Here is a 24,966-nt window from a genome sequence, read left to right as displayed (position 1 = left end):
ACCTATTTGTCTTCGACCTGCAGGATGGCCAGGAAAGCCTCCTGGGGTATCTCCACGTTGCCGACCTGCTTCATGCGCTTCTTGCCGGCCTTTTGCTTTTCGAGCAGCTTCTTCTTGCGCGAGATGTCGCCCCCGTAGCACTTGGCCAGAACGTTCTTGCGCAGCGCCTTGACGCTTTCACGCGCGATGATGTCGGCGCCGATCGCCGCCTGGATGGCGATGTCGAACATCTGGCGCGGAATCAGTCCGCGCATCTTGCCCACCACTTCGCGCCCGCGGTAGCGGGCGTTGCTGCGGTGCACCATCATGGACAGGGCATCGACCCGGTCGCCGTTGATGAGAACGTCGACCTTGACCACGTCGGAAGGCTGGTACTCTTTGAACTCGTAGTCCATGGAAGCATAGCCGCGGGAAACAGACTTGAGCCTGTCGAAGAAGTCGAGCACGATCTCGGCGAGCGGCACTTCGTAGACCAGGTGCACCTGCCTGCCGTGATAGCTCATGTTCTTTTGCACGCCGCGCTTGGCCAGGCACAGCGTCATTACCGCCCCGACATACTCTTGCGGCATGAACAGGGTAAGAATCACCATGGGTTCGCGGATCTCGGCGATATTGCCTATTTCGGGCATGCGCGAAGGGCTTTCTATCATGACCACCGAACCGTCGCGCTGCTCGACCTCGTACACCACCGAGGGCGCCGTGGTGATGATGTCCATGTCGAACTCGCGCTCGAGCCGCTCTTGCACGATTTCCATGTGCAGCAGCCCCAGGAAGCCGCAGCGGAAGCCGAAGCCCAGCGCCTGCGACACCTCGGGCTCGAACATCAGCGAAGAGTCGTTGAGCTTGAGTTTCTCGAGCGAATCGCGCAGCTGGTCGTACTCGCTGCTTTCAACGGGATAGAGCCCCGCGAACACCTGCGGCTTGACCTCTTTGAACCCGGGCAGCGGCTTGTCGGCCGGCCTGCCCGCCAGGGTAAGGGTGTCGCCTACCTTGGCGTGTTCGAGTTCTTTGATGCCTGTGATGACGAAGCCGACCTCGCCGGCCGACAGCCGCGTGCGCGGCTGCGACTTGGGCGTGAATACGCCCAGCTGGTCGCAGGGATGGGTGGCGCCGCTGGCCATGAGCTGCACTTTGTCCTTGACGTTGAGCACGCCGTTGACAATGCGCACCAGCATGATGACGCCCACGTAGTTGTCGAACCAGGAATCGATGATCAGGGCCTGCAGCGGCTTGGCCGGGTCGCCTTGGGGAGGAGGCACCTTGGCCACGATGGCCTCGAGGATGTCGTCGACACCCATGCCCGTCTTGGCGCTGGCCAGGATGGCGTCGGCTGCGTCGATGCCGATCACGTCCTCGATTTCCTGTCGGGCCGCGTCGGGGTCGGCCGAGGCCAGGTCCATTTTGTTGAGCACGGGCAGCACCTCGACACCCAGCTCGATGGCGGTGTAGCAATTGGCGACCGTCTGCGCCTCGACGCCCTGCGAGGCGTCCACCACCAGCAAAGCCCCCTCGCAGGCCGACAACGAGCGGCTGACCTCGTAGGAGAAGTCGACGTGGCCCGGAGTGTCGATGAGGTTCATGGCGTACGCCTTGCCGTCGCGGGCCTTGTATTCCAGCGAGGCCGTCTGGGCCTTGATGGTAATACCCCTTTCGCGTTCGATGTCCATGGAATCGAGCACCTGCGTCGACATCTCGCGGTCGGCCAGGCCCCCACAGCGCTGTATCAGCCTGTCGGCGAGGGTCGACTTGCCATGATCGATGTGGGCAATGATGGAAAAATTGCGGATGTGATCCATAAACCTGCGAAAGCGAGCCCGGAAAGGGCAATTGTGAAAAGGCCGAAAGCGCGGCAACACGTAAAAAAGAGGAGCGCATCGGGCGCCCCTCTTGCTGTCGCTACATTTTAGCCGTTTATTTTGCGGGCGTAACGGGAACCCACTGCGTCTGCCCATCGCGCCAGATAAGCACCGCGGCAGCGCGCTTTTTGTCAAGGCCCTTTACGACCTTGGCGAATTGAGCGGCATTTTCGATGTCTTCGTTGTTGATGGTAAGAATGATGTCGCCCGGTGCGATGCCGGCGACCGCGGAAGGCCCTTGAACCTGCGACACCTGGACACCGCCCTTGATGCCGGCCCGCTCGCGCAGCGTCGCGGGCACGTCGGCCACCGTCAGGCCCAGGGAGTCTGCAGCGGTGCCTTTCGATTCAGGCGCCGTGGCGGCCACGGTATCGGTCGAGGACGGCATTTCGCCAACCTTGACCTTGAGGGAGTGCGACTTGCCCTTGCGCCAGACTTCGATTTCGCTGCGGTTGCCGGGCTTGGTGGCGCCGACGATGCGGGGCAGGTCGGTCCAGTGCTTGATTTCCTTGTCGTCGAACTTGGTGATGACGTCGCCGGAACGCACACCGGCATCGGCCGCGGGCCCGCCGGGTTCGACGCTGCTGACCATGGCGCCGCGCGCATCGCCCAGGCCGATCGCCTTGGCCACATCGGAGGAAACCTGCCCGATCTGCACGCCTATGCGGCCGCGGGTAACCTTGCCGTGATCTTTGAGCTGCTCGACCACGCGCATGACCTCGTCAATGGGAATGGCCAGCGAAATGCCCATGAAGCCGCCGCTTTGGGAGATGATCTGCGAATTGATGCCCACCACTTCTCCGGCCAGGTTGATGAGCGGACCACCCGAGTTGCCCGGGTTGACCGCCACGTCGGTCTGGATGAAGGGCAGATAGTCGCCCGTTTCACGGTTGATGGCGCTGACGATGCCCGAGGTTACGGTCGAATCAAGGCCGAATGGCGAGCCGATGGCCAGCACCCACTGGCCCTTCTTGAGCTGCTTGGAATCGCCGATGGGCAACGGCGACAGGCCCTTGGCATCGATCTTGATGAGGGCAATGTCGGTACGCGGATCGGTGCCGATGATTTCGGCCGTGTACTCTTTGCCGTCGGTCATGGTCACGAAAATGCCGTTGGCGCCTTCGACCACGTGGTTGTTGGTAAGAATGTAGCCGTCTTCAGAGATGATGAAGCCCGACCCCACCCCGCGCGGCACGGTGCGCTCTTGCTCTTCCTGGGAAGGAGCCGGCGCATTGCGCCGCGGCGAAGGCTGCATGCCCGGGGGCGCGAAATCGGGCCCGAAGAACCAGCGGAACATTTCATAGGGATCGCTTCCGCCGCCGGGCCCAAAGGGCGAGGGGCGCACGGGAACGGTCTCGGTGGTGCGGATATTGACCACCGAGCCCTCGGTCTTGGCGACCACCTCGGTGAAATCGGGCACGCTCAGAACCGGCACCGACGCCTGGGCCATAGAGGCCATGGAAGCGCAGGCCATTACGATGCCAAGGGTGACCAGAAACAAGAACTGCCTGAATTTATACACGGACATGCATGCTGAACGCATCTGTTGACTCCTAGTACTGATAGCTTTGATTACTGCGGCGCGCCGCCGGGCGGCACATACTCGATGTGCTCTACAAGCTGACGCAGAGTGTCGGCGGGAACCTCGCCAATGGCGGTAAGCCAATGGTCGCCGATGCGGGTGCCGTAGATGCTCATGGCACCATTGCGGGCCGCCCCCTTGGGCATCAGCCGCGACTCTTGTGCAGGATGGAATTGCTCGATGAAGACCGATATGGCGGCAAGCCCGTCGGTTAGCACCATCTGCATGACCGGCTTGCCCGACTTCATGGGGCGGGAAATCTGTGTACTGTGGACAAAACCCGGCGGCAAGGCCACACGCCAGCCCAGCCCGGCCACGTCGACGGCCTTGGTGGGAAGCTCGACGGTACGCCAGCCGCGCATGTCCCAGGACGATTGAAGCTCGCGCGCCTGCACCTCGGACCCTTGCTGCAGCGACGTAAAGGCGATTTGATTCACGACTTCGCCCCGGTCATCGATGGTCTGCGCCTTGATCAGCAGCTTGCTTTCCGGGTCGACGCAAAAACGATAGCCGTAGCGCAGGTTGTCCTGAGGCAGAATTTCGGCGGGTACGCATTCGTGGCCGGCCACGCGCTGCGGGTGCTTGCCCAGGCGCAGCGTGTAATGGTCGTCGAGATGATGGCCCTCGCCCAGCAAGACGCCTGGGAAGCGGTCCATGCGGTGTTTTTCAATGAGCACCAGCTCTTTTGCCGGCACCAGGCACTGTACGGTGTCGTTATGGCGGATGAATTCGCGCGGTTCGCCGTCAAGGATGACCAGCCGCTCGCGCTCGCCGGTGCCGTCGACCACGTGCACGATGCGCGAAGATTGCATGCTGGCGCCCTGCTGATAGGTAAACACGCCTGAGTAATCGGAGTTTCGGGCCGCCTGCTGCGTTTGCTGCAGGAAACGGGTAACTTCGCCCGCCAGCGGATCGTCGGCCTGGGCGCCCTGTGCGGCGGCGGCCATGGTGCACGCCAGCAGCATGAACACCACTCCCAGCCGCGACAGCGTGCCCTCGCGCACCGCATGCCTGTGCGCCCGGAATGCCAGCACCTGCTTCGCCATTAGCGCGAGGCTCCCATGTCGAATGACACCTGGCGAATGGGATTCGCACCGGCGAACTGGCGGTGGGCCTCGATGTAGTCATCGACCTGGCCCTGATCGGCCACGGCCAGCACCGGCGTCTGGGAGTTTTCGGGGGCCTGCCCGGAAAGCTCGGGCAGGGCTACCCAGATGACCGTGGCGATTGCCGCGGCCACCGCCGCCCCCGACAAGCCCAGGCGGGCAACCGAGAAGGCCCGGCGCTGGGGCGCCACGATGGCCGGTTCGGCGTCTATGGCCTTGGACAGCCGGGCGTAGAACAGGTCGGACGGCTTGACGGCGAGTTCGTCGCTGCGCAGGACGTCGCCGATCAGGTGATAGGTGTCCCACACCTGCCTGCCATAAGGCGAGTCGAGGTCTTCGGGACGGATTTCCCCGTCGCCGTCCATCCATGCGGATACGGTGCTTTCCCAGGAATCGGCCTGGGCGTCGGATTTGACACCTTGCATTTAATACTCCTTACCACCGACGTTCTGGGTCGGTGTCCAAAACAGGACGCAACTGCGTCGCGATGGCCTCGCGTGCGCGGAATATGCGCGACCGGACCGTGCCTATGGGACAACCCATGGTCTGCGCGATGTCTTCGTAGCTCATGCCCTCGATCTCGCGCAGGACGATCGCGGTGCGCAGCTCTTCGGGCAGCGCATTGATGGCGGCATTGACCGTCTCGACGATCTGCCTGCTGGCCACCAGCGACTCTGGCGTACTGATATCGGTTAGGTTGTCGATCTGACTAAAAGTTTCACCGTCTTCGGTTTCTATTACATTTGGAGCACTGGGGCGCCGCGCGCTGGCCGCCTGCCAGTTGCGCGCCGTATTGATGGCGATGCGGTACAGCCACGTGTAAAAGGCGCTTTCGCCGCGAAACTGCGGCAAGGCGCGATAGGCCTTGATGAAGGCCTCTTGGGCGACGTCCTCGACGTCGCCCGGGTCGCGTATCATGCGCGACAGCAGGCGCATGATCTTGCGCTGGTACTTGAGCACCAGCATATCGAAGGCCCTTTTATCCCCCCGTTGTACCCGGGCGACCAGCTCGGCATCGACGTCGCGTTCGCTCATTGACCCTCCGTGATGCGCAGGCGGGGTTCTTTGCAGCCCCGCGCCGCGAGCTGACGCAAGCGCCGCCAACCAGTCGATGATACATCGCTGCGCCAGACGGTCAATTGCAGGGCTTCGCCGACAGAGGGTTCATGAAAGCCCAGGGTGGTCCAGGCGGGGCCGTGCCAGACATGTCGCAAGGCCAGGACACGGCGCCCGCCCGCGTGTTCGAAGGCCCAGCCGCCGTCCCAGCCGTCAGCCGACAATAGGCCTTGGACCGGCGGGTACAGGCCCAGGCCGGGCCCTGCGGCAAGCCTCGCCAGCAATAGCGCCAACACGGCCGCCCACCACGAAACGGCGATGCAAAGACTGGCAAGCGCCGCCACGCCCAGGAAGAACGCGGCCGCCTGGGCCCATGCGGCCCGCCGGGCCGGCCATTCGAAACCTTGCGGCGTCGGGGTAGCCAGACTTAGACCCGCTTGACGACCATGGATCCGTTGGTTCCGCCAAACCCGAACGAGTTGGACAAAGCCACGTCGATCTTGAGATCGCGCGCCTGGTTGGCGCAGTAATCAAGATCGCACTCAGGATCCTGGTTGAAGATATTGATGGTGGGCGGGGAAATCTGGTTGTACACGGCCAGGGTGGTGAACACGGCCTCGATTCCGCCCGCGGCGCCCAGCAAATGGCCCGTCATGGACTTGGTGGAGTTGACGACCAGCTTGCGCGCATGATCGCCGAAGGCCAGCTTGAGCGCCTCGGTTTCGTTCTTGTCGCCCAGAGGCGTGGAGGTGCCGTGCGCGTTGACGTAGCTGACGTCCTGCAGATCGATCTGGCCGTCGCGCAGGGCATTGACCATGCCCCGGCAAGGACCCTCGCGGTCAGGCGAGGTGATGTGATGGGCATCGGAGCTCATGCCATAGCCCACGAACTCGCCGTAGATTCTGGCGCCGCGCTTGCGTGCGTGTTCGTATTCTTCGAGGACCAGCACGCCGGCGCCCTCGCCCAGCACGAAACCGTCGCGGTCGGCGTCCCAGGGCCGCGAGGCCGTGGTGGGATCATCGTTGCGCGTGGACAGTGCCCGCATGGCTGCGAAGCCGCCTATTCCGAGCGGAGAAACGGTTGATTCGGCGCCGCCCGCCACCATGACGTCGGCATCGCCGTACTTGATGAGCCGTGCCGCATCGCCAATGGAATGCAGCCCGGTCGTGCAGGCAGAGACGACCGCATAGCTGGGCCCCTTCAGGCCCAGCATGATGGAAAGCTGGCCCGAGACCAGGTTGATGAGCGAAGCCGGCACGAAGAAGGGCGAGATGCGCCGCGGCCCGCGCTCGAGGTAGTCGACCTGGGTTTCTTCGATGCGTGGCAGGCCCCCGATGCCCGAGCCGACGATGACGCCGATGCGTTCGGCGTTGGCCTCGGTGATTTCAAGGCCCGAGTCCTTCCAGGCCTGCGCGCCCGCCGCAACACCGTAATGGATGAAGGTATCCATCTGCTTGGCTTCTTTGGCGGCCATGTATTGGGTTACGTCGAAATCTTTGACTTCACCCGCTATCTGCGCGTTGAAGGCCGATGGATCGAAACGCGTAATGCGCCCGATGCCCGAACGCCCATTGACGATATTGTCCCAAGCGCTTTCGATACTGTTGCCCACGGGCGAAACAATACCAAGGCCGGTAATGACGACACGTCGCTTCACGGATGACTCCCCTAAATTGAAAGAGCGGTTCGAGGCAAACATGCCCGCTGGTACGCCGGACCCGGAGATCGGACGCCGCAGGCCTGTTTTCTAGGAACCGCCCCTCTGGCGCGGCATGTGACGCCGCCGCACCCCATCTAATGATTGAAATTACTGCTTGCTGTGCGAGTTGATGTAGTCCATGGCTTGCTGAACCGTCGTGATCTTCTCGGCTTCCTCGTCGGGGATTTCGGTTTCGAATTCGTCTTCGAGTGCCATCACGAGCTCGACCATATCGAGCGAATCGGCACCGAGGTCGTCAAGGAAGGAAGATTCGTTTTTGATCTCGGCTTCGTTGACGCCAAGTTGCTCAGCGACGATCTTCTTGACGCGCTGTTCGATGCTTTCCATGCAGATCTCCAATTGGGAAAAAATCCCGCGAATTATAGCCAAACGTCTCGGGTATGGGCGCTGGCCATGACAAAAAAATGGCATTTCCAAAGACGGGTTGTTTTACACCGCCCGGCGAATCGCCTGTTGGGAACACCTCTAAAATGAACAGATTTTACCCTGTTCGCCTGTTTACATGTACATCCCGCCGTTGACGTGCAGGGTGGTTCCGGTAATGTAACCCGCCTGCGGCCCGGCCAGGAAGGCGACCGCATTGGCCACGTCGGCAGCCGAACCCAGGCGCCCCAGCGGAATCTGGGTAAGCAGCGCCGCAGCCTGCGCCTCGCTCAGGGCGCGGGTCATGTCGGTTTCGATGAAACCGGGCGACACGCAGTTGACCGTAATATTGCGGCTGCCCAGTTCGCGCGCCAGCGCACGGGTCATGCCGGCCACACCGGCCTTGGCCGCCGCGTAGTTGGCCTGCCCCGGATTGCCGCTGGAACCCACGATGGACGTGATGTTGATGATGCGTCCGGAACGAGCCTTCATCATGGTCTTGAGCACGGCACGCGACAGGCGGAACACCGCCGTCAGGTTGGTGTCGAGCACTGCCGCCCAGTCGTCGTCCTTCATGCGCATGGCCAGCGTATCACGTGTGATGCCGGCATTGTTCACAAGGATGTGCGGCCCGCCGTCATCGCTGGCGAGCTCGGCCACCAGGGCCTCACAGGCCGGTGCGTCATTCACGTTCAGCACCACGCCGCGTCCGCCGGAGGCGGCCAGCATCTCGGCGATGGAGTCAGCCCCCGCCTGCGTGGTGGCGGTGCCGACCACCTTCGCGCCGCGCTCGGCCAATTCGAGCGCGATCGCCTTGCCTATGCCTCGCGTCGCGCCTGTGACCAATGCGATCTTGCCGCTGAGTTCTTGCTGTTGCACGAGCCTACCCCTTCAAAGTTTCCAAAGTTGACTGCAGCGACGCAGGATCACTGATGGACAGGCCCACCAGATCGCGGTCGATGCGCTTGACCAGGCCGGAAAGCACCTTGCCGGGCCCGCACTCGACCACGTGGGTGACGCCCTGCGACTTCATGAACTGGATGGTCTCGACCCAACGCACCGGATGCCAGGCCTGGCGCACCAGCGCGTCTTTGATGGCCGCGGGATCGCTGACATTGGCCACGTCGACATTATTGACCACGGGAATCTGCGGCGCACTAATCTGAATGTCCGACAGGGCCTGGGCCAGCTGGTCGGCGGCCGGCTTGAGCAGGCTGGAATGGAAGGGCGCGGAAACCGGCAGTACCAGGGCCCGCTTTGCGCCGGCCGCCTTGGCCAGCTCGCAGGCGCGCTCGACGGCGCCCTTGTGCCCGGCGATGACGACCTGGGCGGGCGCATTGAAATTGACAGCCTCGACAACCTCGCCTTGGGCGGCCTGCTGGCACACTGAACGCACCGTGTCGTCATCAAGGCCCAGCACGGCGGCCATGCCGCCCTGCCCCACGGGCACGGCCTGCTGCATGGCGTCGGCGCGGATTCGCACCAGCTTGACGGCGTCGCGCAGCTCGATCGAGCCTGCGGCCGCCAGCGCCGAGTATTCGCCCAGGCTGTGTCCCGCAACCCATGACGGAGCCTGGCCGCCCGCCTGCAGCCAGGCGCGGTACATGGCCACGGCCGAGGCCAGCATGACCGGCTGGGTGTTGGTGGTAAGGTTGAGCTCTTCGGCCGGACCGGCGCTGATGAGCGAGGCAAGATCCTGGCCCAGGGCCTCGCTGGCTTGCGCCAGGGTGTCGGACACCGTGGCGTCTTGCGCCCAGGCATCGAGCATGCCGACCGCCTGGGACCCCTGCCCCGGGAAAACAAAAGCAATTTTCATGGTTTTTATCTACGGCTGGTGTTGTTACATTCTGGCCAGTACGGAACCCCAGGTAAAACCGCCGCCCACGCCCTGCATGAGCACCAGATCCCCCTCTTTGATCCGGCCGTCGCGGCGCGCCGCATCGAGGGCCAGCGGCACGCTGGCAGCCGAGGTATTGGCGTGCTTGTCCAGGGTAATAATAACTTTTTCCGGCGCGATGCCCAGCTTGCGGCTCAGGAAATTGAGAATGCGCACATTGGCCTGGTGCGGCACCATCCAGTCGATCTCGTCGAGTGAAATGCCGGCCTGCTCGCAGACCTGATGCGCCGACTGGGAAAGCGAATTGACGGCAAGCTTGAACACCGCCTGCCCGTCCATGCGCAGGAACGGGTCGCCCACCACCTGGCCGCTGGCGACATTGCCCGCAGCGTACAGTATGCCCATATGGCTGCCGTCGGCGTTAAGCTGCGCACCGATGATGCCCGGCTGTTCGGATGCCTTCAGCACCACGGCGCCGGCGCCGTCGCCGAACAGCACGCAGGTGCGCCTGTCGTTCCAGTCGAGTATGGTGGAAAACACTTCGGCGCCGATGACCAGGGCATTGCGGGCCTGGCCCGACCGAATGAACGCATTGGCCGTGGTCAGGGCGTAGACGAAGCCGCTGCAAACGGCCTGCACGTCGAAGGCCGGGCAGCCCTTGATGCCCAGATTGGCCTGCACCAGGCAAGCAGTGCTGGGGAAAATGTAGTCGGGCGTAGAGGTGGCAACGATGATGAGATCGACCTCTTGCGGCGCCAGGCCGGCATCTTCGAGTGCGATGCGGGCGGCTTCGGTGGCCAGCTTGCTCGACGTGGTTCCCGCCTCGGCAATATGGCGCTGGCGGATTCCGGTGCGCTCGACGATCCACTCGTCGGAGGTTTCGACATCGCGCTTGGCCAGGTCGGCGGCCAGTTCGTCATTGGAAACGGCCCTGGGCGGCAGACAAGAACCCGACCCGATTATCCTTGCATAAGACATATTCGCTTCCGTCAAGCGCCCGGCTTGTAAGGGCTTGAAAGTTCGTGGGAAATCTTCGCCTGGCTGGCGGCGGCGGCCTGAAGGCTCTGGCGAAGATGGTCTACCGTGGCGGTGGTTCCCGCCAGCAGTCCGTTGTGCACGGCCTCGCGCGCCCGGACAAGGGCGTTGCCAAACGCATAGACATCGGCCGAGCCGTGGCTTTTGATGACGATACCACGCAGGCCCAGCAGCGCGGCGCCGTTGTAGCGCCGATTGTCGACCTTGTCGCGGAACCTGTTGAGAACCGGCCGGGCCACGGCGCCCGCGGCCATTGAAAGCACATCGCGCTTGAACTCGGCATGCATCATCTGGCTGACCATGCGGGCCAGGCCTTCGATGGACTTGAGCACCACATTGCCGACAAAGCCGTCGCAGACGATGACGTCGACAGTGCCCTTGCAGATGTCGTCGCCCTCGACGTTGCCGTAGAAGTTCAGGCCGCTGCCGCGCAGCAGCTCGGCGGCCTGCTTGACGACTTCGTTGCCCTTGATGACTTCTTCGCCGATGTTCAGCAGGCCGACCGTAGGCCGTGGACGGCCATACAGGGCGGTGACCAGGGCCGTGCCCATAATGGCGAACTGCAGCAGGTGCTCGGCGGTGCAATCGACGTTGGCGCCCAGGTCGAGCATGGTGGTGGCGCCGCCCTTCTGGTTGGGAATGGACGTGGCGATGGCCGGGCGGTCAATGCCGTCGAGCGTCTTGAGCACGTAGCGCGAAATCGCCATCCAGGCGCCGGTATTGCCGGCCGAGACGCAGGCATGCGCGTGGCCGTCCTTGACGGCCTGCACCGCCACCCGCATGGACGAGTCTTTTTTTCGCCGCAGCGCCACCTCGACCGGATCGTCCATGGTGACGACCTCGGACGCCGGCAATAGTTCATACCAGTCGGTGCGCGTGCAGCCCAGCCCATCTAGCTGGGCTTGAATGGCCGCCGTGTCGCCCGTGAGCAGGAAACAGGTATCAGGATGGCGCTGAGCCACCTGATACGCGGCGGCCACCGTTACCGGCAAGCCGACGTCCCCACCCATGCAGTCGATGGCGATTCGTATCGGAGCTGACGACATCAAGCGTGCAAGCCGGCGAAAGATCGCACAGAGACCGTTTGATTATTCGTCGTTCTTGGTTTTCAGCACTTTGCGGCCACGATAGAAGCCGTTGGGGCTGATGTGGTGGCGCAGGTGGAGTTCACCAGTGGTGGGCTCGATGGCCGTGGGCGGCGTGCCCAGGAAATCGTGCGAACGATGCATGCCGCGCTTGGACGGACTTTTCTTGTTTTGCTGAACAGCCATGATGACTCCTGAAAACGGGGCGCCGCTACTGGCGTGTTTCCCGCAAAAATAAAATTAATTCAACTGTCTTTCTTTAGCCGCTTCAACGCCGCGAACGGCGATGGGCGCCTGGCCTCGTCCTCGGGTTCGTCCGAAGATTCGGACACGCCGGGCACGGACGGACAAACATCATGCTTGGGCACCGAGGGCAGGCTCAGGATGAGCTCGTCTTCGATGAGATCCAGCACGTCGAAACGCGCCGAGCCGACAATGCGTTCGATTTCATCGTCGTCGCCTTCGAGGTCGGACTGCCTGCGCACTACTTCAAGGCGGTTGTCGACCTGCAGCGGCAATACAAAGGGCTGCAGGCAGCGCTGGCATTCGAGCGTAACCTGGGCCTGGGCCTGCACATTAATAAAGCGCCTGCCCGCTACGGTACCCTCGCCGCGCAAAAACCACTGCACCTGCGTATCGGCCTGCGCCGGCAAGCCGGCCACAAGGCGCTTAAAGCCCGCCAGGGCATGCCGGCCCGAAAGCTCGGCGTCCTTAATGCCTTTTTCCCCGCTGCCTTTCCCGGCGTCTGGGACCGTAAGCGCAAAAAGGTCAACCACATCACGCATGCCTGCCCCCAACTTTTTCGCCCATCAAAGCCGGTTTCCACCCGCCTAGCCCTCTCTTCCTTCCTTACGCTTACGCACTACTAACTACCTAAAGAAAGCGCTCACTCACAAAGCAACACGTAAAATGAAAAGCGGGCTAGACCAAAAACGAAAGCTAAGAAAACATTAGATAATAACGCTTTCCGGCTTAGTCAGTCAAACCCAATAGTCCGACCCGATACCAGTCCAGCACCATGCGTCTCATTCTTGCATCCAGCTCGCGCTACCGGCGCGAAATGCTGTCCCGGCTAAACATTCCCTTCACGGCCGTGTCGCCCGACGTGGACGAGACCCCCCTGCCCGGCGAAACGCCCGCGGCCCTGTCATTGCGCCTTTCGTTGGCCAAGGCCCAGGCCGTCTGTGCGCGGCACCCCGGCGCCGTAGTCATTGGTTCGGACCAGGTGGCGACCGTGGACGGCACCCCCATAGGCAAGCCGGGCAGCTTCGAGCGGGCCCGCGAGCAACTGCAGATGCTCAGCGGACGCACCGTGGAATTCCACAGTGCCCTGTGCGTACACGACGGCCACCGCCACGAGACGGAAGATGTCATCACGCGCTGCGTATTCCGCCGCCTGGCGGCCGGTGAAATCGACGCCTACCTGCATCACGAACAACCGTTCGACACAGCAGGCAGCGCCAAGGCCGAGGGCCTGGGCATCGCGCTGATACAGGCCATGCACAGCGACGACCCCACGGCCATCATCGGGCTGCCGCTGATCGCCCTCTGCCGCATGTTACGCTCTTTTGGTATCGATCCCATTACACACGGCGCACCTGCATGAAACCCAGCGGAACCCTGCATCTGATTCCCGTAGGCCTGGGGGACGCCCCCGTATCGGCCTGGCTGCCCTCGTCCGTCCAGGAACTGGCCGGCCGGCTCACCACCTATATTGCCGAGAACGCCAAGACGGCGCGCGCCTTCCTCAAGCTGGTTGGCACAGCCGCGCCCCTGCAGGAAATCACCATTCATACCCTGGGGCCCAAGACCGACGCCCGCGAGATCCGGCAATGGCTGGAACTGGCCGCCAAGGGCGGCGAGATCGGGCTGGTTTCCGAGGCAGGATGCCCCGCCGTGGCCGATCCGGGCGCCAAGGTGGCCGCCATGGCCCACGAAATGGGCATACGGGTGGCCCCCTGGGTGGGGCCTTCGTCCATCCTGCTGGCGCTGATGGCCAGCGGCCTGGACGGCCAGCGCTTCGCCTTCCATGGCTATGCGCCGGTCGAGCCCGGCGAACGGGCCAAGCGCCTCAGGCACTGGGAGGCCGAATCGCGCAAACAGCATCAAAGCCAGATACTGATCGAAACGCCCTATCGCAACGACGCCATGTTCGAAACCCTGAAACAGGCGCTGCATGGGCGCACCCGGCTATGCATCGCCCGTTCGCTGACCACGGGCGACGAATGGATACGCACCCATACCGTCGAGCACTGGAAAACACTGCCGCCGCCCGACCTTAGCAAGAAGCCGACCATCTTCCTGTTCCTGGCCGGCTGACCATCGCCAAGCGGCCGTCAATGCACTTTCAGTCCAGCACCCTCTTACCCCCGAAACATGCCGCACTCGGCCTTGTGGCGGCCTGCGCGCTGCTTGCGGGTTGCGCGGGGGCTCCCAAGGGCCCGCCCGGGCTTGAGATCGACCGCAGCATTCAGGCCCAAAGCCATAACAGCCGGGTCGAATTCATCGTGCTGCACTACACCTCGGCGTCAAACGAGCGGTCGCTTGAACTGCTGTCCCGCCGCAATGTCAGCAGCCACTATCTCATCACCGACGAACCCCGGCCCCATGTGTACCAGTTGGTGGACGAATCCCGCCGGGCCTGGCATGCCGGCGTCAGCCAGTGGTACCAGCGCACCGACATGAACTCCGCCTCGATAGGCATAGAAATCGTCAATGCCGGCGGCGCCGGCCTGAACTGGGCGCCCTATTCCGAAGCCCAGATCGAAACCCTGCTCGTGCTGCTGCAGGACATCGTACAGCGCCACCAGATCAAGACGCGCAACATCGTCGGGCACAGCGACATCGCTCCCCAGCGCAAAGTGGATCCGGGGCCACTGTTCCCTTGGAAGAGACTGGCGGACGCCGGCCTGGGGCGCTGGTACGACGAAACCCTGGCGGCGCAGTACCGGGGCGAATTCGAACGCAAGGGCCTGCCCGACGCGCGCTGGATACAGGGCCAGCTGAAAAGGCTGGGCTACGACGCGCCCCAAAGCGGAAAACTGGACAAAGCCACGAAGAACGTGCTCAAGGCCTTCCAGATGCACTACCGCCCCAGCCTGTACGACGGAAAGCCCGACGCCGAGACACTGGGCATACTCAAGAGCCTGCCCTGAACCGCCCGGCAAGGCCCGGGACAGTCTGCCTGCCCCGGCGCAATCGGTCCGGTCAGGGACGATTGCCCCTGCGTCCTTCAAGCGGCACCAGCCGCGCCAGCAACAACAGGCCCAGCACGGCGCCATAGGCATACACCTCGGCAAAATCGTTCTTGCCGGCCCTGATCAGCCAGAAATGCCAGACGGACAAAATGGCGACAGGGTAGATGGCGCGATGCAAGGTGTGCCAACGCGCCCCCAGCCGGCTCATCCAGCCGCGCGTCGAGGTCACGGCCTGGGCCAGCATGGGCACCATGGCCAGCACTCCGATCGCAATGAAGGGACGCTGCACGATGTCGTCCCACATGGCGGACAGCGACAGGCCTCGTTCCCAATAGGCCCAGCCCAGCACGTGCAAGGCGGAATAAAAAAAGGTGAACAGGCCCAGCATGCGCCGGCAGCGCAGCAGCGCAGGCTGGCCCAGGCAGCGGCGCAGGGGCGTGACCGCCAGCGTAAGGCACAGGGCGACCAGGGCCCAGATGCCCGATGAGCGAATCAGGAACTCCGGCGGATTGGCGGTAAGCGCGCCCTGAAAGCCCAGCCAGAGCCAGCGCATGACGGGATAAAGACACACGATGAACAGCAGCGGCTTGAAAAACCCGATCTGCCTCGCCGTCCAGGGGCGCGCTTGCGACGCGGCCATTAAAAGTCGCGCCTCAGGTCCATGCCCTGGTAAAGCGCAGCTACCTGCTCGGCATAGCCATTGAACGGCAGGGTTTTTTCACGCGGCGCGAACACCCCCGCGCCTATGCGCCTTTCGGTCGCCTGGCTCCAGCGGGGGTGCGGCACGTCGGGATTCACATTGGCGTAGAAACCGTATTCTTGCGGCGCCACCTTCATCCAGCTGGTCAGGGGCTGTTCACGCGTGAACCGGATCTTGACGATGGACTTGCCTGACTTGAATCCGTATTTCCAGGGTATGGCCACCCGCAGCGGCGCCCCGTTCGCCGAAGGCAGCGGCTTACCATACACGCCGAATACCAGCAATGAAAGAGGATGCATGGCTTCGTCCATGCGCAGGGCCTCGACATAGGGCCAGTCGATGATGCGGCTGCGCAGGCCCGGCATGGCCTCCGGCTGCATTACGGTGGTGAACTCGACGAACTTCGCGTCGCCCGTGGGTTCGACCTTGCGTATGAGGCTGGCCAACGGATAGCCCAGCCATGGGATGACCATGGACCAGGCTTCGACGCAGCGCAGGCGATAGACCCGCTCTTCAAGAGGCGCCAGGCGCCGCAGGTCGTCAAGGTCGAAGGTGCCGGGGCGGGCCACCTCGCCCTCGACGGAAACAGTCCAGGGCTCGGTCTTGAGCTCACCCCCGTGCCGGGCAGGGTCGGCCTTGCCGGTGCCGAACTCGTAATAATTATTGTAGGTGGTGACGTCTCGCTCGGAAGTCAGCGCATCGGACAAATCAAAATCGGGATTGCGCGCCGCCTTCCAAAGCTTGTCGGCTTCGGCCGGTTCGGCACCGCCGGGCGCCGGCGCCGCAACCGCCCTGCCCGCCCCCAGGCCCATCAGGCCCAGGCCGGCCGCGGCCAGGCCAGAGCGCTTCAACCATGAACGCCTTTCGCGCCAGACTTCCTCGGGCGTGATCTGCGAAGCGGGAACTGCCGGAATACGTACTTTGGCCATGACATCGTCCTGAAAAATACAGCGCTTGCAGGCGGGCTATGCCGGACCTCGTGCCAACAGGCCCCGCGCACCCTACTGCTCATTGGAGCGCGCCGGCGCGCGATAGTTCGCCGGCATCGGCTTGCACTTAGCCGCAACAGTTGGTTCAACAGCACCGTCGGGCGGACGAACTGCCCGATGCCCCAATCTACTTAAATCACAATGCGGCCGCTGAGCCAATCGTTCATCTGAGCCACGCTGTCGACGACGGCAAGGGGCTCGCCGGCCTTCAGGGCCTCGAGGTCGTGGGCGCCGTAGGTGACGGCCAGGCCGTCGACGCCGGCGTTGCGCGCCATCTGCATGTCGTGGCTGGTGTCGCCCACCATCAGCACTTCGTCGGGCGAAAGGCACAGCGCATCCATGATCTCGAGCAGCATGGCGGGATGCGGCTTGCTGAACGACTCGTCGGCACATCGGGTAACGTCGAAACGGCCATGCATATTGCGCTGCGTCAGCACGCGGTCCAGGCCCAGCCTGCTCTTGCCGGTGGCCACCCCAAGCAGAATGCCCTGGCCTCCCAAGGTGTTCAGCAGTTCGGCCATGCCGTCGAACAGCGGCAACTGGCCGTCCTGGCGCAGGTAATGGTTGCGATAGCAGTCCTGGAAGTCCTGAAACAGGTCGGCGGTAAGCGTGGGCACCGCATGGTACAGGGCGCTTTCGAGCGACAGCCCGATGACCCAGCTGGCCTGGCGGGCATCGGGAACCGGCAGGCCCAGGTCGGCGCAGGCGCCCTGTATCGACGCGACAATTGCATGGGTAGAGTCCATGACCGTGCCGTCCCAGTCGAACACAACGGCTTTGTAGCGGTTCATGCTTGCTCCAGGCAGGCGAGTATGCCCCGGCAGGCGTCGGGTAGGTCGGCCTGCAGTTTCAGCATGTCGCCGGTAAGCGGGTGCGGAATCTCCAGGCGATGGGCGTGCAGGAACATGCGGTTCAGGCCCATGCGCGCGAAGCGGGCGCGCACTTCATCCGAACCGTATTTGTCGTCGCCCACGATGGGATACCCCGCAGCCGCCAGGTGCACGCGTATCTGGTGCGTCCGTCCCGTGCGAAGCTCGGCGTCGAGCAGGGAATACTCCCCGTAGCGCTTTTGCAGGGTGATGATGGTGTGGGCGGGCTTGCCGCCGGGGTCGACCTTGACCCGCCGCTCTCCAGAGGCCGTCAGCCATTTCAGCAGGGGCGCGCGCAGATGCTGGCGGTCGTTGACCCAATCGCCCTTGACCAGGGCCAGGTAGTGCTTGCGCCCTTTTCCCTCGCGCAGCATCTGGTGCAGCGCCACCAGCGATGACCTTTTCTTGGCGATCATCAGCAGCCCTGAAGTCTCGCGGTCGAGGCGATGGGCCAGTTCGAGAAGGGCCTGGGGCCGCGCCGCGCGCAACTGCTCGATGACCCCGAACGAGACTCCGCTGCCGCCGTGGACGGCGACGCCGGCCGGCTTGTTCACCACCAGCAAGGCGTCGTCTTCGTAGACGACGGGAAAGGCGGCCGGGGGAACCGGGCGCGGCGTGTCGGGCGCGGGCAGCCGCAAGGGGGGCACCCGCAGCACATCGCCCGGGCGCAGCCGGTAGTCGGCCGAGGTGCGGCCCTTGTTCACACGCACCTGGCCGCTTCGTATGGCCTTGTATAAATGGCTTTTGGGCACGCCCTTGCACATGCGCACCAGAAAGTTGTCAAGGCGCTGGCCCGCCTGCTCGGTATCAATTTGAAACATCCGTACGCTGGGCGCCGGCGCTTTGCTGTCTTCGGTTTTGCGCATATGTGAAAAAGCGGCATATAATCGGAACCAGCCTATAGAGGCTGAAACCACCCCTGACGTAGAGATGCAATGGATGCGTCTCCGTCGGTAGCAAGATCCCATTGTACTGCCTGTGTTTTCAGCCCCTGGGCCATAAGGTCGCCGGGGTGATGCCTGTTGCAACAATGGCGCGGCAAGATGCCAGCCAGAAGTTCCAGGTTCCGCCTGCCGCGTGCGGCGCTGTAGTCTTGCAAGCTTAGCTCTCGTTTTATGCACCAGCCGCACCCACAAACCGTGCGTCTGCCGTTCCCAGCAAATATTTTTCGTCAACCACTATCGTGACCCTGACCTTCCTGCTGACCGAACAGCGTGCCCGCTGGCACGCCGTGCCTGCCTAACGACAACGGCAGGTGTTGCCGTTTCGGCCAGCCCTGCCCCCAAACGCAAGATTTTGCGCTGCACACCGAGTGGCCCGCGGTCGTGCGCCGATTACCGGCGCGCCATGACTACGGAGAATCACACTCATGAAACGCATGTTGTTCAATGCAACGCACCAAGAAGAATTACGCGTTGCAATTGTCGACGGTCAGAAACTCATCGACCTCGACATCGAAACCGCCGGGCGCGAACAGCGCAAAGGCAATATCTATAAAGGTGTCATCACCCGCATCGAGCCCGGCCTCGAAGCCTGCTTCGTCAGCTACGGTGAAGAGCGCCACGGCTTCCTGCCCTTCAAGGAAATCGCCCGCAGCTACTTCAAAGAGGGCGTCGATGTACGCACTGCGCGTATCCAGGACGCCCTGGCCGAAGGCCAGGAACTCATCGTCCAGGTCGAGAAAGAAGAGCGCGGCAACAAGGGCGCGGCCCTGACCACCTTCATTTCGCTGGCTGGCCGCTATCTGGTCCTGATGCCCAACAATCCTCGCGGCGGCGGCGTTTCGCGCCGGGTCGAAGGCGAAGACCGCCAAGAGCTTCGCGAAGCCATGGAACAGCTCGACACGCCCCAGGGCATGAGCATCATCGCCCGCACGGCCGGCATCGGCCGCAGCGTCGAAGAGCTTCAATGGGACCTTTCCTATCTGCTGCAACTGTGGAACGCCATCGACGCGGCAGCCCGCGACAACTCCGCGCCCATTCTCATCTATCTCGAGTCCAGCCTGGTCATCCGGGCCATTCGCGACTACTTCTCGCCTGAAATCGGCGAGATCCTGATCGATACCGACGAGATCGCCGAACAGGCCACCGCCTTCATGAGCGTGGTCATGCCCGACAACGTCCAGCGCGTCAAGGTATACCGCGACGACGTCCCGCTGTTCTCGCGCTTCCAGATCGAACACCAGATCGAAACCGCCTATTCGCGCACCATCCAGTTGCCCTCGGGCGGCTCGGTCGTCATCGACCACACCGAAGCCCTGGTGGCCATCGATGTCAACTCGGCCCGCTCCACCCGCGGCGCCGATATCGAAGAGACCGCCCTGCGCACCAACCTCGAGGCCGCCGACGAAGTCGCCCGCCAATTGCGCCTGCGCGACCTGGGCGGCCTGATCGTGATCGACTTCATCGACATGGAGGACAGCAAGAACCAGCGCGCCGTCGAACAGCGCCTGCGCGATGCCCTGCATTTCGACCGCGCCCGCGTGCAAATGGGCAAGATTTCGCGCTTCGGCCTGATGGAACTCTCGCGCCAGCGCCTGCGCCCCGCCCTGAATGAAGGCTCGCACGTCACCTGCCCCCGCTGCACCGGCACCGGCGTCATCCGCGACGCCGAGTCCAGCGCCCTGCACGTCCTGCGCCTGCTGCAGGAAGAAGCCATGAAAGAAAACACCGCGGCCCTGCACGCCCAGGTGCCGGTCGACGTGGCCACTTTCCTGCTCAACGAAAAGCGCAACGACATCACCAAGATCGAGTCCCGGCTCAAGGTCAACCTGGTCCTCATACCCAACAAGAACCTCGAGACCCCCCACCACCACATCGAGCGCCTGCGCTACGACGACCCCCGCCTCGAGGCCAGCGAAACCAGCTTCGAGCTGGTGCAAAGCCCGCCCGAAGAATCGCTGACCTGGTCCGCCCAGAAAGGCGAAGACGCCAAGGCGCGCCCCGAAGCGCTGGTCAAGGGCATCACGCCCGCCCAGCCTGCTCCCGGCGCCTCGGCTCCCGTAGCCCCGACGCCTGCGGCAACGGCCGCGCGTCCGGGCCTTTTCTCGCGGATCATCGCATGGCTGACCGGCTCGTCCTCCCCTGAACAGGCCCAGCCCGAAACCCAAGCCAAGACCCCCGAGAAATCCGCCCAGCCCGGCCGCCGCAAGAACGCGCGCTCGGGCGATCGACGCGAGCGCGGTGCCTCCGATGAGCGGCAGCGCTCCCGCCGCACAGATCGCCGTGGCGAATCGACACGCGGCGCCGAAGCCTCCGCCGAGCAGGAACAAGCACGTGGCCAGCGCCGCAATGCAGGCAGCCGCGGCGGCAAGGCCGCAACCGAGCAGGCAACGCTCGATACGCCGATAAGCGAAACGGCCGACAATACCGAAGGCGGCACCTCGCGCAGCGGACGCGGGCGCCGCGGACGCGGACGCAACCGCCGCGAAGAGTCTGCCGACACCGCTGTCGAAACGACGTCGGCAGCCTCGGTGGCCGCCGTCGCCGCGAGCGATGAAGCTCCCGCGCCCGTCGCACAGACTCCGGCGGAAACCCTGCAGGCCGAAGACACCGGCATGGTCGAAGCCGACGGCGCTCCCGAGTCCAACGGCGAGCAGGCCGATCCCGAACGCAAGCGCCGCCGCCGCAGCCGCCGCGGCCGTCGCTCGGGCGAGGGCCAGGCCGACGCGGCCGATGCCCAGCAGAACGCCGATGCGGACCAGGACGAAGCCACTCCCGTCTCCGCCCATGCGGCAAGCGAGCCCGCTCAACCTGTCGCCGAACAGCCCGTCGGCCAGGCCGGCGCTACCCAAGACGGACAGGCCGATGACGAGGCCGGCATCGCAGCGCCGGTGCACGCCTCGCCCGAAGCCGTAGCGATTGCTGACGAGCAGGCCGATTCCGTCACCCCTGACGAAGCGGTCGAGCCGATCGAGTCGACCACCGGCACCTCTGTCGCCGTTGCCGCCGCCAGCGCGGTCGTTGCGGTTTCCGAACCGCTACACCAGCAGGCTCAGGCGCAAGAGGCCTCCGAAGCCCCTGCCCCGGCCTCCGAGCCCGCCGACGACCAGATCGATCCTCAAGACGCTGAAGCAGAGGCCCCCGCTCTGATCAACGGGTCGGCCCCCGCCGTCGGCCTTGCCAATGGCGTCGCGGCGGCGCACTCGAGCTCACTCGACGAAATCGTTCGTGCCGCGGGCATGCAACTGATCGAAACCCGTTCCGATGCGCCCGCCAGCGCCCCCGAACCGGTCGAGCGCCTGGGTCGTGCCCGCAAGGCCGCAGCGGTCGCGGCCAGCGAGCCCCTGCAACAGGTCGAGACGCGCTCCTGATCCCTGCTTCCGGCCCGGGTTCCCCCGGGCCGTAACAGCGGATGAAGGCCGGCTCGGCTCCATGCCGTCGGCCTGTCCGGGGCGGTCCAGCCGGGGCCGCAGGCCTGGACAGACAGCCAAATAAAAACCCCGCCGGAAATTTCCTGGCGGGGTTTTTATTTGCGGGCCGAAAGCCGGGCCGGCGTGGGCAAGCCCGGCCGGCGCCTGCCTGACCTTTATTCGACCCCGGCGATGACGTCCACCGACTGGCGTGTGAGCAAAGCCAGCAGATGCGCCAGTTCGCTGCGCATTTCACGGCGGTCGATCACCATGTCGATGGCACCCTTGTCGAGCAGGAACTCTGCCCGCTGGAAACCCTCGGGCAGTTTCTCGCGCACCGTCTGCTCGATGACACGCGGCCCGGCAAAACCGATCAGCGCCTTGGGTTCGGCAATGACCACGTCGCCCATGAAGGCGAAGCTTGCCGAGACCCCGCCCATGGTGGGGTCGGTAAGGACGCTGATGAAAGGCAGGCCGGCATCGGCAAGGCGAGTCAGCATGGCGTTGGTCTTGGCCATCTGCATCAGGGAGAACAGGCTTTCCTGCATGCGCGCACCGCCGGAGGCAGCGACACAGATGAAGGGGATACGGTTCTTGATGGCCTCTTGCACGCCGCGCACGAAGCGCTCTCCCACCACCGAACCCATGGACCCGCCCATGAACTCGAACTCGAAGCAGGACAGCACGACCGGAATGGCGTGGATGCTGCCGCTCATGGTGACCATGGCCTCGGATTCACCGGTTTGCTTGGTGGCCTCGGCGACACGCTCGGGGTACTTGCGCGAATCTTTGAATTTAAGGGGGTCGACCGGCCGGGTATGCTGGCCGATCTCGACCCTGCCCTCGGGGTCGAGCAAGGCGTCGATGCGGGCCCTTGACCCGATGCGCATATGATGGCTGCAATTGGGGCAGACGTTAAAGGTGGCCTGCAGGTCTTCTTTGTAGAGCACCGTTTCGCAGCCCGGGCACTTGACCCACAAGCCTTCCGGCACCCGCCGCGTGCTGCTGTCGTTGCGGTTGATCCGGGGGGGTAGAATTTTCTCGATCCAACTCATTGAGTATCCCTGATATTGATTTTTGTCGCGATACCGGGCCGAGGCCTAGCCAAGCGCCTTGCGTATGCCGGCCAGCCAGCCGGACGCGGCATCGATGACCTTCGCGTCGATCTGGCCGCTGTCGGAAATTCCCTGCCCGACCGCATCGTGGGCGGCTTTTTCCATGGTTTCGATAAGCTTGGTACCTATGATCACGGCGTCGGAAAACCGGCCAATGCGCTGGGCGCTTTCAGCATCGCGTATGCCGAAGCCTACGCCCACGGGTACACGCACGTGGCGGCGGATGTCGGCCAGCCGCTGCTCGACGGCACCCGTATCAAGGTGGCCCGCCCCGGTAATACCCTTCAATGACACATAGTACACATAGCCGCGCGCGATCTGGGCAACTTTTGCGATGCGCTCTTCGGTAGAGGTTGGGGCAAGCAGGAAGATGGGCGCCAGGCCCGCGCGCTCGAGCATGGCGGCGAATTCGCCCGTTTCCTCAGGAGGATAGTCGACCACCAGCACGCCGTCGACGCCCGCCTTGGCCGCCGCGTCGACGAAATGCTGCTGGCCCATGCGCTCGATGGGATTCGCATAGCCCATCAGCACCACCGGCGTCATGTCGTCTTGCTGGCGAAACTGCGCCACCATTTCAAGCACCTGGGCCAGGCCGACGCCCCGTTCGATGGCGCGCTGGCCCGCTCGCTGGATGACCGGCCCGTCGGCCATGGGGTCGGAAAAAGGCACGCCCAGCTCGACGACGTCGGCACCCGCCTGCACAAGAGCGTGCATGAGCTTGGGCGTGGCCTGGGCGGAAGGTTCGCCCGCCGTGACGTAGGGAATCAGTGCCGCGCGCGGAGCCGCCTTGGCAAACGCCGCGGCCAGCCGGTTATTGGGGGAATTCATGGCTTGTGCTACCTTGATCTACAGCGTGATGCCGCTGCGCTCGGCAACGGTATGCATGTCTTTGTCGCCCCGGCCCGAAAGATTGACCAGAATGATTTTGTCTTTGGGCAGGGTGGGTGCAAGGCGAACCGCGTGCGCAATGGCATGCGACGACTCCAGCGCCGGCATGATGCCTTCGGTTCGGCAGCAATCATGAAAGGCCTGCAGGGCCTCTTCATCGGTAATGCCGACATATTCGGCCCGGCCGCTGTCTTTCAGCCAGGCATGCTCGGGACCCACGCCGGGGTAGTCCAGCCCCGCCGAAACCGAGTGGGTTTCGATGATCTGGCCGTTTTCGTCTTGCATGATATAAGTGCGGTTGCCGTGCAGCACCCCTACCGCTCCCGCGTTCAGCGAAGCGGCGTGCCGGCCGGTTTCCAGGCCCTCGCCCGCCGCCTCGACCCCGATGAGCCGGACGTTTTCGTGGTTGATGTACGGATGGAAGATGCCCATGGCGTTCGACCCCCCGCCCACGGCTGCCACGACGTAGTCGGGCTGGCGGCCGGCATTGACCGGCATCTGCTCGAGGCACTCGTTGCCGATCACGGCCTGGAAGTCGCGCACCATGGCGGGATACGGATGCGGGCCCGCCACCGTGCCGATGATGTAGAACGTGTCTTCGACGTTGGTCACCCAATCGCGCATGGCCTCGTTGAGGGCGTCTTTGAGCGTGCGGGAACCCGAATCAACCGGCACCACGGTGGCGCCGAGCAGCTTCATGCGATACACATTGGAAGCCTGGCGGCGCGTGTCTTCGCTGCCCATGTACACCACGCATTCGAGCCCGTAGCGGGCAGCCACCGTGGCGGTGGCCACGCCGTGCTGGCCGGCGCCGGTCTCGGCGATGATGCGCGGCTTGCCCATGCGCCGGGCCAGCAGTATCTGGCCTATGCAGTTGTTGATCTTGTGCGCGCCCGTATGGTTGAGGTCTTCGCGCTTGAACCAGATTTGCGCGCCCCCCAGGCGCTCGGACCAGCGACGTGCGTAATACACCGGGCTGGGGCGGCCCACGAAATGCTTGAGTTCATAGGCGAACTCGTTCTGGAAATCGGGGTCGTTGCGGTATTTTTCGTAAGCCTGCTTGAGCTCGTCCAGCGCATGGACAAGGGTTTCGGATACGAACGAACCGCCATACTGACCAAAATGCCCCTGGTCATCAGGCAAGCTATAAGGTTTCAATGAATGACTCTTTGTGTTGTGTGCGGGTAGCAAGGCACGCAGGTTCAAGGCCTAATCCC

25 protein-coding genes are annotated in these 24,966 nt (G+C 63.8%); 4 read left to right on the top strand and 21 right to left on the bottom strand.

Translation table 11 applies throughout. The features are described from left to right. Window positions 1-2 precede the first annotated feature (2 nt). The 14 genes from lepA to C7440_RS05770 form a co-directional block, all read right to left on the bottom strand. The gene (gene lepA / locus C7440_RS05835) at window positions 3-1,796 is read right to left on the bottom strand and encodes a translation elongation factor 4 (protein WP_017524519.1); all 1,794 of its coding nucleotides are present in this window, start codon (window positions 1,794-1,796) and stop codon (window positions 3-5) included. 115 nt (window positions 1,797-1,911) lie between these two features. Continuing rightward, window positions 1,912-3,399 carry a DegQ family serine endoprotease gene (locus C7440_RS05830; RefSeq protein WP_165832457.1) on the bottom strand — a complete coding sequence of 496 codons (1,488 nt, stop codon included), beginning with the start codon at window positions 3,397-3,399 and terminating at the stop codon, window positions 1,912-1,914. Between the two features lie 29 nt (window positions 3,400-3,428). After that, the gene (locus C7440_RS05825; RefSeq protein ID WP_017524521.1) at window positions 3,429-4,484 is read right to left on the bottom strand and encodes a MucB/RseB C-terminal domain-containing protein; all 1,056 of its coding nucleotides are present in this window, start codon (window positions 4,482-4,484) and stop codon (window positions 3,429-3,431) included. Next, window positions 4,484-4,969, bottom strand: coding sequence for a sigma-E factor negative regulatory protein (locus tag C7440_RS05820; RefSeq protein WP_017524522.1), 486 nt, complete (start codon window positions 4,967-4,969; stop codon window positions 4,484-4,486). The genes C7440_RS05825 and C7440_RS05820 overlap by 1 nt, the downstream gene beginning before the upstream one ends. A 10-nt stretch (window positions 4,970-4,979) precedes the next feature. Beyond that, the gene (gene rpoE / locus C7440_RS05815; RefSeq protein ID WP_017524523.1) at window positions 4,980-5,579 is read right to left on the bottom strand and encodes an RNA polymerase sigma factor RpoE; all 600 of its coding nucleotides are present in this window, start codon (window positions 5,577-5,579) and stop codon (window positions 4,980-4,982) included. Beyond that, window positions 5,576-5,896 (bottom strand): hypothetical protein, encoded by a 321-nt coding sequence (locus tag C7440_RS05810; protein WP_133244269.1) that lies wholly within the window; start codon window positions 5,894-5,896, stop codon window positions 5,576-5,578. Before C7440_RS05810 ends, rpoE begins: the two co-directional genes overlap by 4 nt. 131 nt (window positions 5,897-6,027) lie before the next feature. Further along, window positions 6,028-7,257: a beta-ketoacyl-ACP synthase II gene (fabF, locus tag C7440_RS05805; RefSeq protein WP_116517981.1), complete on the bottom strand. Its 1,230-nt coding sequence runs from the start codon at window positions 7,255-7,257 to the stop codon at window positions 6,028-6,030. Between the two features lie 150 nt (window positions 7,258-7,407). Next, complete coding sequence (gene acpP, locus C7440_RS05800) at window positions 7,408-7,647, bottom strand: acyl carrier protein (RefSeq protein ID WP_017524526.1); 240 nt, start codon at window positions 7,645-7,647, stop codon at window positions 7,408-7,410. 171 nt (window positions 7,648-7,818) lie between these two features. Then, window positions 7,819-8,562, bottom strand: coding sequence for a 3-oxoacyl-ACP reductase FabG (gene fabG, locus C7440_RS05795; RefSeq protein WP_116517774.1), 744 nt, complete (start codon window positions 8,560-8,562; stop codon window positions 7,819-7,821). A 4-nt stretch (window positions 8,563-8,566) separates the two neighbouring features. Then, complete coding sequence (fabD, locus tag C7440_RS05790) at window positions 8,567-9,499, bottom strand: ACP S-malonyltransferase (protein WP_116517773.1); 933 nt, start codon at window positions 9,497-9,499, stop codon at window positions 8,567-8,569. A 24-nt stretch (window positions 9,500-9,523) separates the two neighbouring features. Next, entirely contained in the window at window positions 9,524-10,498 is a 975-nt protein-coding gene (locus C7440_RS05785; protein ID WP_116517772.1) for a beta-ketoacyl-ACP synthase III, read from the bottom strand. Between the two features lie 11 nt (window positions 10,499-10,509). Next, window positions 10,510-11,601, bottom strand: coding sequence for a phosphate acyltransferase PlsX (plsX, locus tag C7440_RS05780; protein WP_116517771.1), 1,092 nt, complete (start codon window positions 11,599-11,601; stop codon window positions 10,510-10,512). Window positions 11,602-11,643: 42 nt separating this feature from the next. Beyond that, window positions 11,644-11,826, bottom strand: a complete 183-nt coding sequence (rpmF, locus tag C7440_RS05775; RefSeq protein WP_017524531.1) for a 50S ribosomal protein L32 — start codon at window positions 11,824-11,826, stop codon at window positions 11,644-11,646. A gap of 59 nt (window positions 11,827-11,885) precedes the next feature. Beyond that, window positions 11,886-12,425: a YceD family protein gene (locus C7440_RS05770; RefSeq protein ID WP_116517770.1), complete on the bottom strand. Its 540-nt coding sequence runs from the start codon at window positions 12,423-12,425 to the stop codon at window positions 11,886-11,888. 233 nt (window positions 12,426-12,658) lie between these two features. Between C7440_RS05770 and C7440_RS05765 the strand changes: the two genes are divergently transcribed. From C7440_RS05765 to C7440_RS05755, 3 genes are read left to right on the top strand one after another with little or no spacing between them, the layout of a single operon-like run. Beyond that, window positions 12,659-13,246: a Maf-like protein gene (locus tag C7440_RS05765; RefSeq protein ID WP_116517769.1), complete on the top strand. Its 588-nt coding sequence runs from the start codon at window positions 12,659-12,661 to the stop codon at window positions 13,244-13,246. After that, window positions 13,243-13,959, top strand: a complete 717-nt coding sequence (locus C7440_RS05760; protein ID WP_116517768.1) for an SAM-dependent methyltransferase — start codon at window positions 13,243-13,245, stop codon at window positions 13,957-13,959. The genes C7440_RS05765 and C7440_RS05760 overlap by 4 nt, the downstream gene beginning before the upstream one ends. Window positions 13,960-13,979: 20 nt before the next feature. After that, the gene (locus tag C7440_RS05755) at window positions 13,980-14,795 is read left to right on the top strand and encodes an N-acetylmuramoyl-L-alanine amidase (protein WP_116517767.1); all 816 of its coding nucleotides are present in this window, start codon (window positions 13,980-13,982) and stop codon (window positions 14,793-14,795) included. A gap of 52 nt (window positions 14,796-14,847) precedes the next feature. Here C7440_RS05755 and C7440_RS05750 read toward each other — a convergent pair whose 3' ends face one another. The 4 genes from C7440_RS05750 to C7440_RS05735 all read right to left on the bottom strand — a co-directional run bounded on the left by C7440_RS05750 (window position 14,848) and on the right by C7440_RS05735 (window position 18,261). Continuing rightward, window positions 14,848-15,477, bottom strand: a complete 630-nt coding sequence (locus C7440_RS05750; protein ID WP_116517766.1) for a protein-methionine-sulfoxide reductase heme-binding subunit MsrQ — start codon at window positions 15,475-15,477, stop codon at window positions 14,848-14,850. Further along, window positions 15,477-16,466: a protein-methionine-sulfoxide reductase catalytic subunit MsrP gene (msrP, locus tag C7440_RS05745; protein ID WP_116517765.1), complete on the bottom strand. Its 990-nt coding sequence runs from the start codon at window positions 16,464-16,466 to the stop codon at window positions 15,477-15,479. Before msrP ends, C7440_RS05750 begins: the two co-directional genes overlap by 1 nt. Window positions 16,467-16,657: 191 nt before the next feature. Further along, window positions 16,658-17,317: an HAD-IA family hydrolase gene (locus C7440_RS05740; RefSeq protein ID WP_116517764.1), complete on the bottom strand. Its 660-nt coding sequence runs from the start codon at window positions 17,315-17,317 to the stop codon at window positions 16,658-16,660. Continuing rightward, window positions 17,314-18,261, bottom strand: a complete 948-nt coding sequence (locus C7440_RS05735) for an RluA family pseudouridine synthase (RefSeq protein ID WP_116517763.1) — start codon at window positions 18,259-18,261, stop codon at window positions 17,314-17,316. The genes C7440_RS05740 and C7440_RS05735 overlap by 4 nt, the downstream gene beginning before the upstream one ends. Before the next feature lie 503 nt (window positions 18,262-18,764). Here C7440_RS05735 and C7440_RS05730 point away from each other — a divergent pair. After that, window positions 18,765-21,707 carry a ribonuclease E/G gene (locus tag C7440_RS05730; RefSeq protein ID WP_116517762.1) on the top strand — a complete coding sequence of 981 codons (2,943 nt, stop codon included), beginning with the start codon at window positions 18,765-18,767 and terminating at the stop codon, window positions 21,705-21,707. Window positions 21,708-21,922: 215 nt separating this feature from the next. Here C7440_RS05730 and accD read toward each other — a convergent pair whose 3' ends face one another. The 3 genes from accD to trpB are packed head-to-tail and all read right to left on the bottom strand — an operon-like array spanning window position 21,923 to window position 24,907. Then, window positions 21,923-22,801 carry an acetyl-CoA carboxylase, carboxyltransferase subunit beta gene (gene accD, locus C7440_RS05725; RefSeq protein ID WP_017524541.1) on the bottom strand — a complete coding sequence of 293 codons (879 nt, stop codon included), beginning with the start codon at window positions 22,799-22,801 and terminating at the stop codon, window positions 21,923-21,925. 45 nt (window positions 22,802-22,846) lie between these two features. After that, window positions 22,847-23,689: a tryptophan synthase subunit alpha gene (trpA, locus tag C7440_RS05720; RefSeq protein WP_116517761.1), complete on the bottom strand. Its 843-nt coding sequence runs from the start codon at window positions 23,687-23,689 to the stop codon at window positions 22,847-22,849. 18 nt (window positions 23,690-23,707) lie between these two features. Beyond that, the gene (gene trpB / locus C7440_RS05715; RefSeq protein ID WP_116517760.1) at window positions 23,708-24,907 is read right to left on the bottom strand and encodes a tryptophan synthase subunit beta; all 1,200 of its coding nucleotides are present in this window, start codon (window positions 24,905-24,907) and stop codon (window positions 23,708-23,710) included. Between the last annotated feature and the right edge of the window lie 59 nt (window positions 24,908-24,966).

This window comes from Pusillimonas noertemannii, from assembly GCF_003096595.1.
Classification (GTDB): Bacteria; Pseudomonadota; Gammaproteobacteria; order Burkholderiales; family Burkholderiaceae_B; genus Pusillimonas; species Pusillimonas noertemannii.
Note: the sequence above shows the minus strand (reverse complement) of the source record. Positions and strands in the feature narration are given on the sequence as shown.

What these genes read in the sequence shown, in the direction of transcription:
- lepA (WP_017524519.1), bottom strand. Translation starts at nt 1,796, where the DNA reads ATGGATCACATCCGCAATTTTTCCATCATTGCCCACATCGATCATGGC.
- C7440_RS05830 (WP_165832457.1), bottom strand. Translation starts at nt 3,399, where the DNA reads ATGCGTTCAGCATGCATGTCCGTGTATAAATTCAGGCAGTTCTTGTTT.
- C7440_RS05825 (WP_017524521.1), bottom strand. Translation starts at nt 4,484, where the DNA reads ATGGCGAAGCAGGTGCTGGCATTCCGGGCGCACAGGCATGCGGTGCGC.
- C7440_RS05820 (WP_017524522.1), bottom strand. Translation starts at nt 4,969, where the DNA reads ATGCAAGGTGTCAAATCCGACGCCCAGGCCGATTCCTGGGAAAGCACC.
- rpoE (WP_017524523.1), bottom strand. Translation starts at nt 5,579, where the DNA reads ATGAGCGAACGCGACGTCGATGCCGAGCTGGTCGCCCGGGTACAACGG.
- acpP (WP_017524526.1), bottom strand. Translation starts at nt 7,647, where the DNA reads ATGGAAAGCATCGAACAGCGCGTCAAGAAGATCGTCGCTGAGCAACTT.
- fabD (WP_116517773.1), bottom strand. Translation starts at nt 9,499, where the DNA reads ATGAAAATTGCTTTTGTTTTCCCGGGGCAGGGGTCCCAGGCGGTCGGC.
- C7440_RS05785 (WP_116517772.1), bottom strand. Translation starts at nt 10,498, where the DNA reads ATGTCTTATGCAAGGATAATCGGGTCGGGTTCTTGTCTGCCGCCCAGG.
- plsX (WP_116517771.1), bottom strand. Translation starts at nt 11,601, where the DNA reads ATGTCGTCAGCTCCGATACGAATCGCCATCGACTGCATGGGTGGGGAC.
- rpmF (WP_017524531.1), bottom strand. Translation starts at nt 11,826, where the DNA reads ATGGCTGTTCAGCAAAACAAGAAAAGTCCGTCCAAGCGCGGCATGCAT.
- C7440_RS05770 (WP_116517770.1), bottom strand. Translation starts at nt 12,425, where the DNA reads ATGCGTGATGTGGTTGACCTTTTTGCGCTTACGGTCCCAGACGCCGGG.
- C7440_RS05765 (WP_116517769.1), top strand. Translation starts at nt 12,659, where the DNA reads ATGCGTCTCATTCTTGCATCCAGCTCGCGCTACCGGCGCGAAATGCTG.
- C7440_RS05760 (WP_116517768.1), top strand. Translation starts at nt 13,243, where the DNA reads ATGAAACCCAGCGGAACCCTGCATCTGATTCCCGTAGGCCTGGGGGAC.
- C7440_RS05755 (WP_116517767.1), top strand. Translation starts at nt 13,980, where the DNA reads ATGCACTTTCAGTCCAGCACCCTCTTACCCCCGAAACATGCCGCACTC.
- C7440_RS05750 (WP_116517766.1), bottom strand. Translation starts at nt 15,477, where the DNA reads ATGGCCGCGTCGCAAGCGCGCCCCTGGACGGCGAGGCAGATCGGGTTT.
- msrP (WP_116517765.1), bottom strand. Translation starts at nt 16,466, where the DNA reads ATGGCCAAAGTACGTATTCCGGCAGTTCCCGCTTCGCAGATCACGCCC.
- C7440_RS05740 (WP_116517764.1), bottom strand. Translation starts at nt 17,317, where the DNA reads ATGAACCGCTACAAAGCCGTTGTGTTCGACTGGGACGGCACGGTCATG.
- C7440_RS05735 (WP_116517763.1), bottom strand. Translation starts at nt 18,261, where the DNA reads ATGCGCAAAACCGAAGACAGCAAAGCGCCGGCGCCCAGCGTACGGATG.
- C7440_RS05730 (WP_116517762.1), top strand. Translation starts at nt 18,765, where the DNA reads ATGAAACGCATGTTGTTCAATGCAACGCACCAAGAAGAATTACGCGTT.
- accD (WP_017524541.1), bottom strand. Translation starts at nt 22,801, where the DNA reads ATGAGTTGGATCGAGAAAATTCTACCCCCCCGGATCAACCGCAACGAC.
- trpA (WP_116517761.1), bottom strand. Translation starts at nt 23,689, where the DNA reads ATGAATTCCCCCAATAACCGGCTGGCCGCGGCGTTTGCCAAGGCGGCT.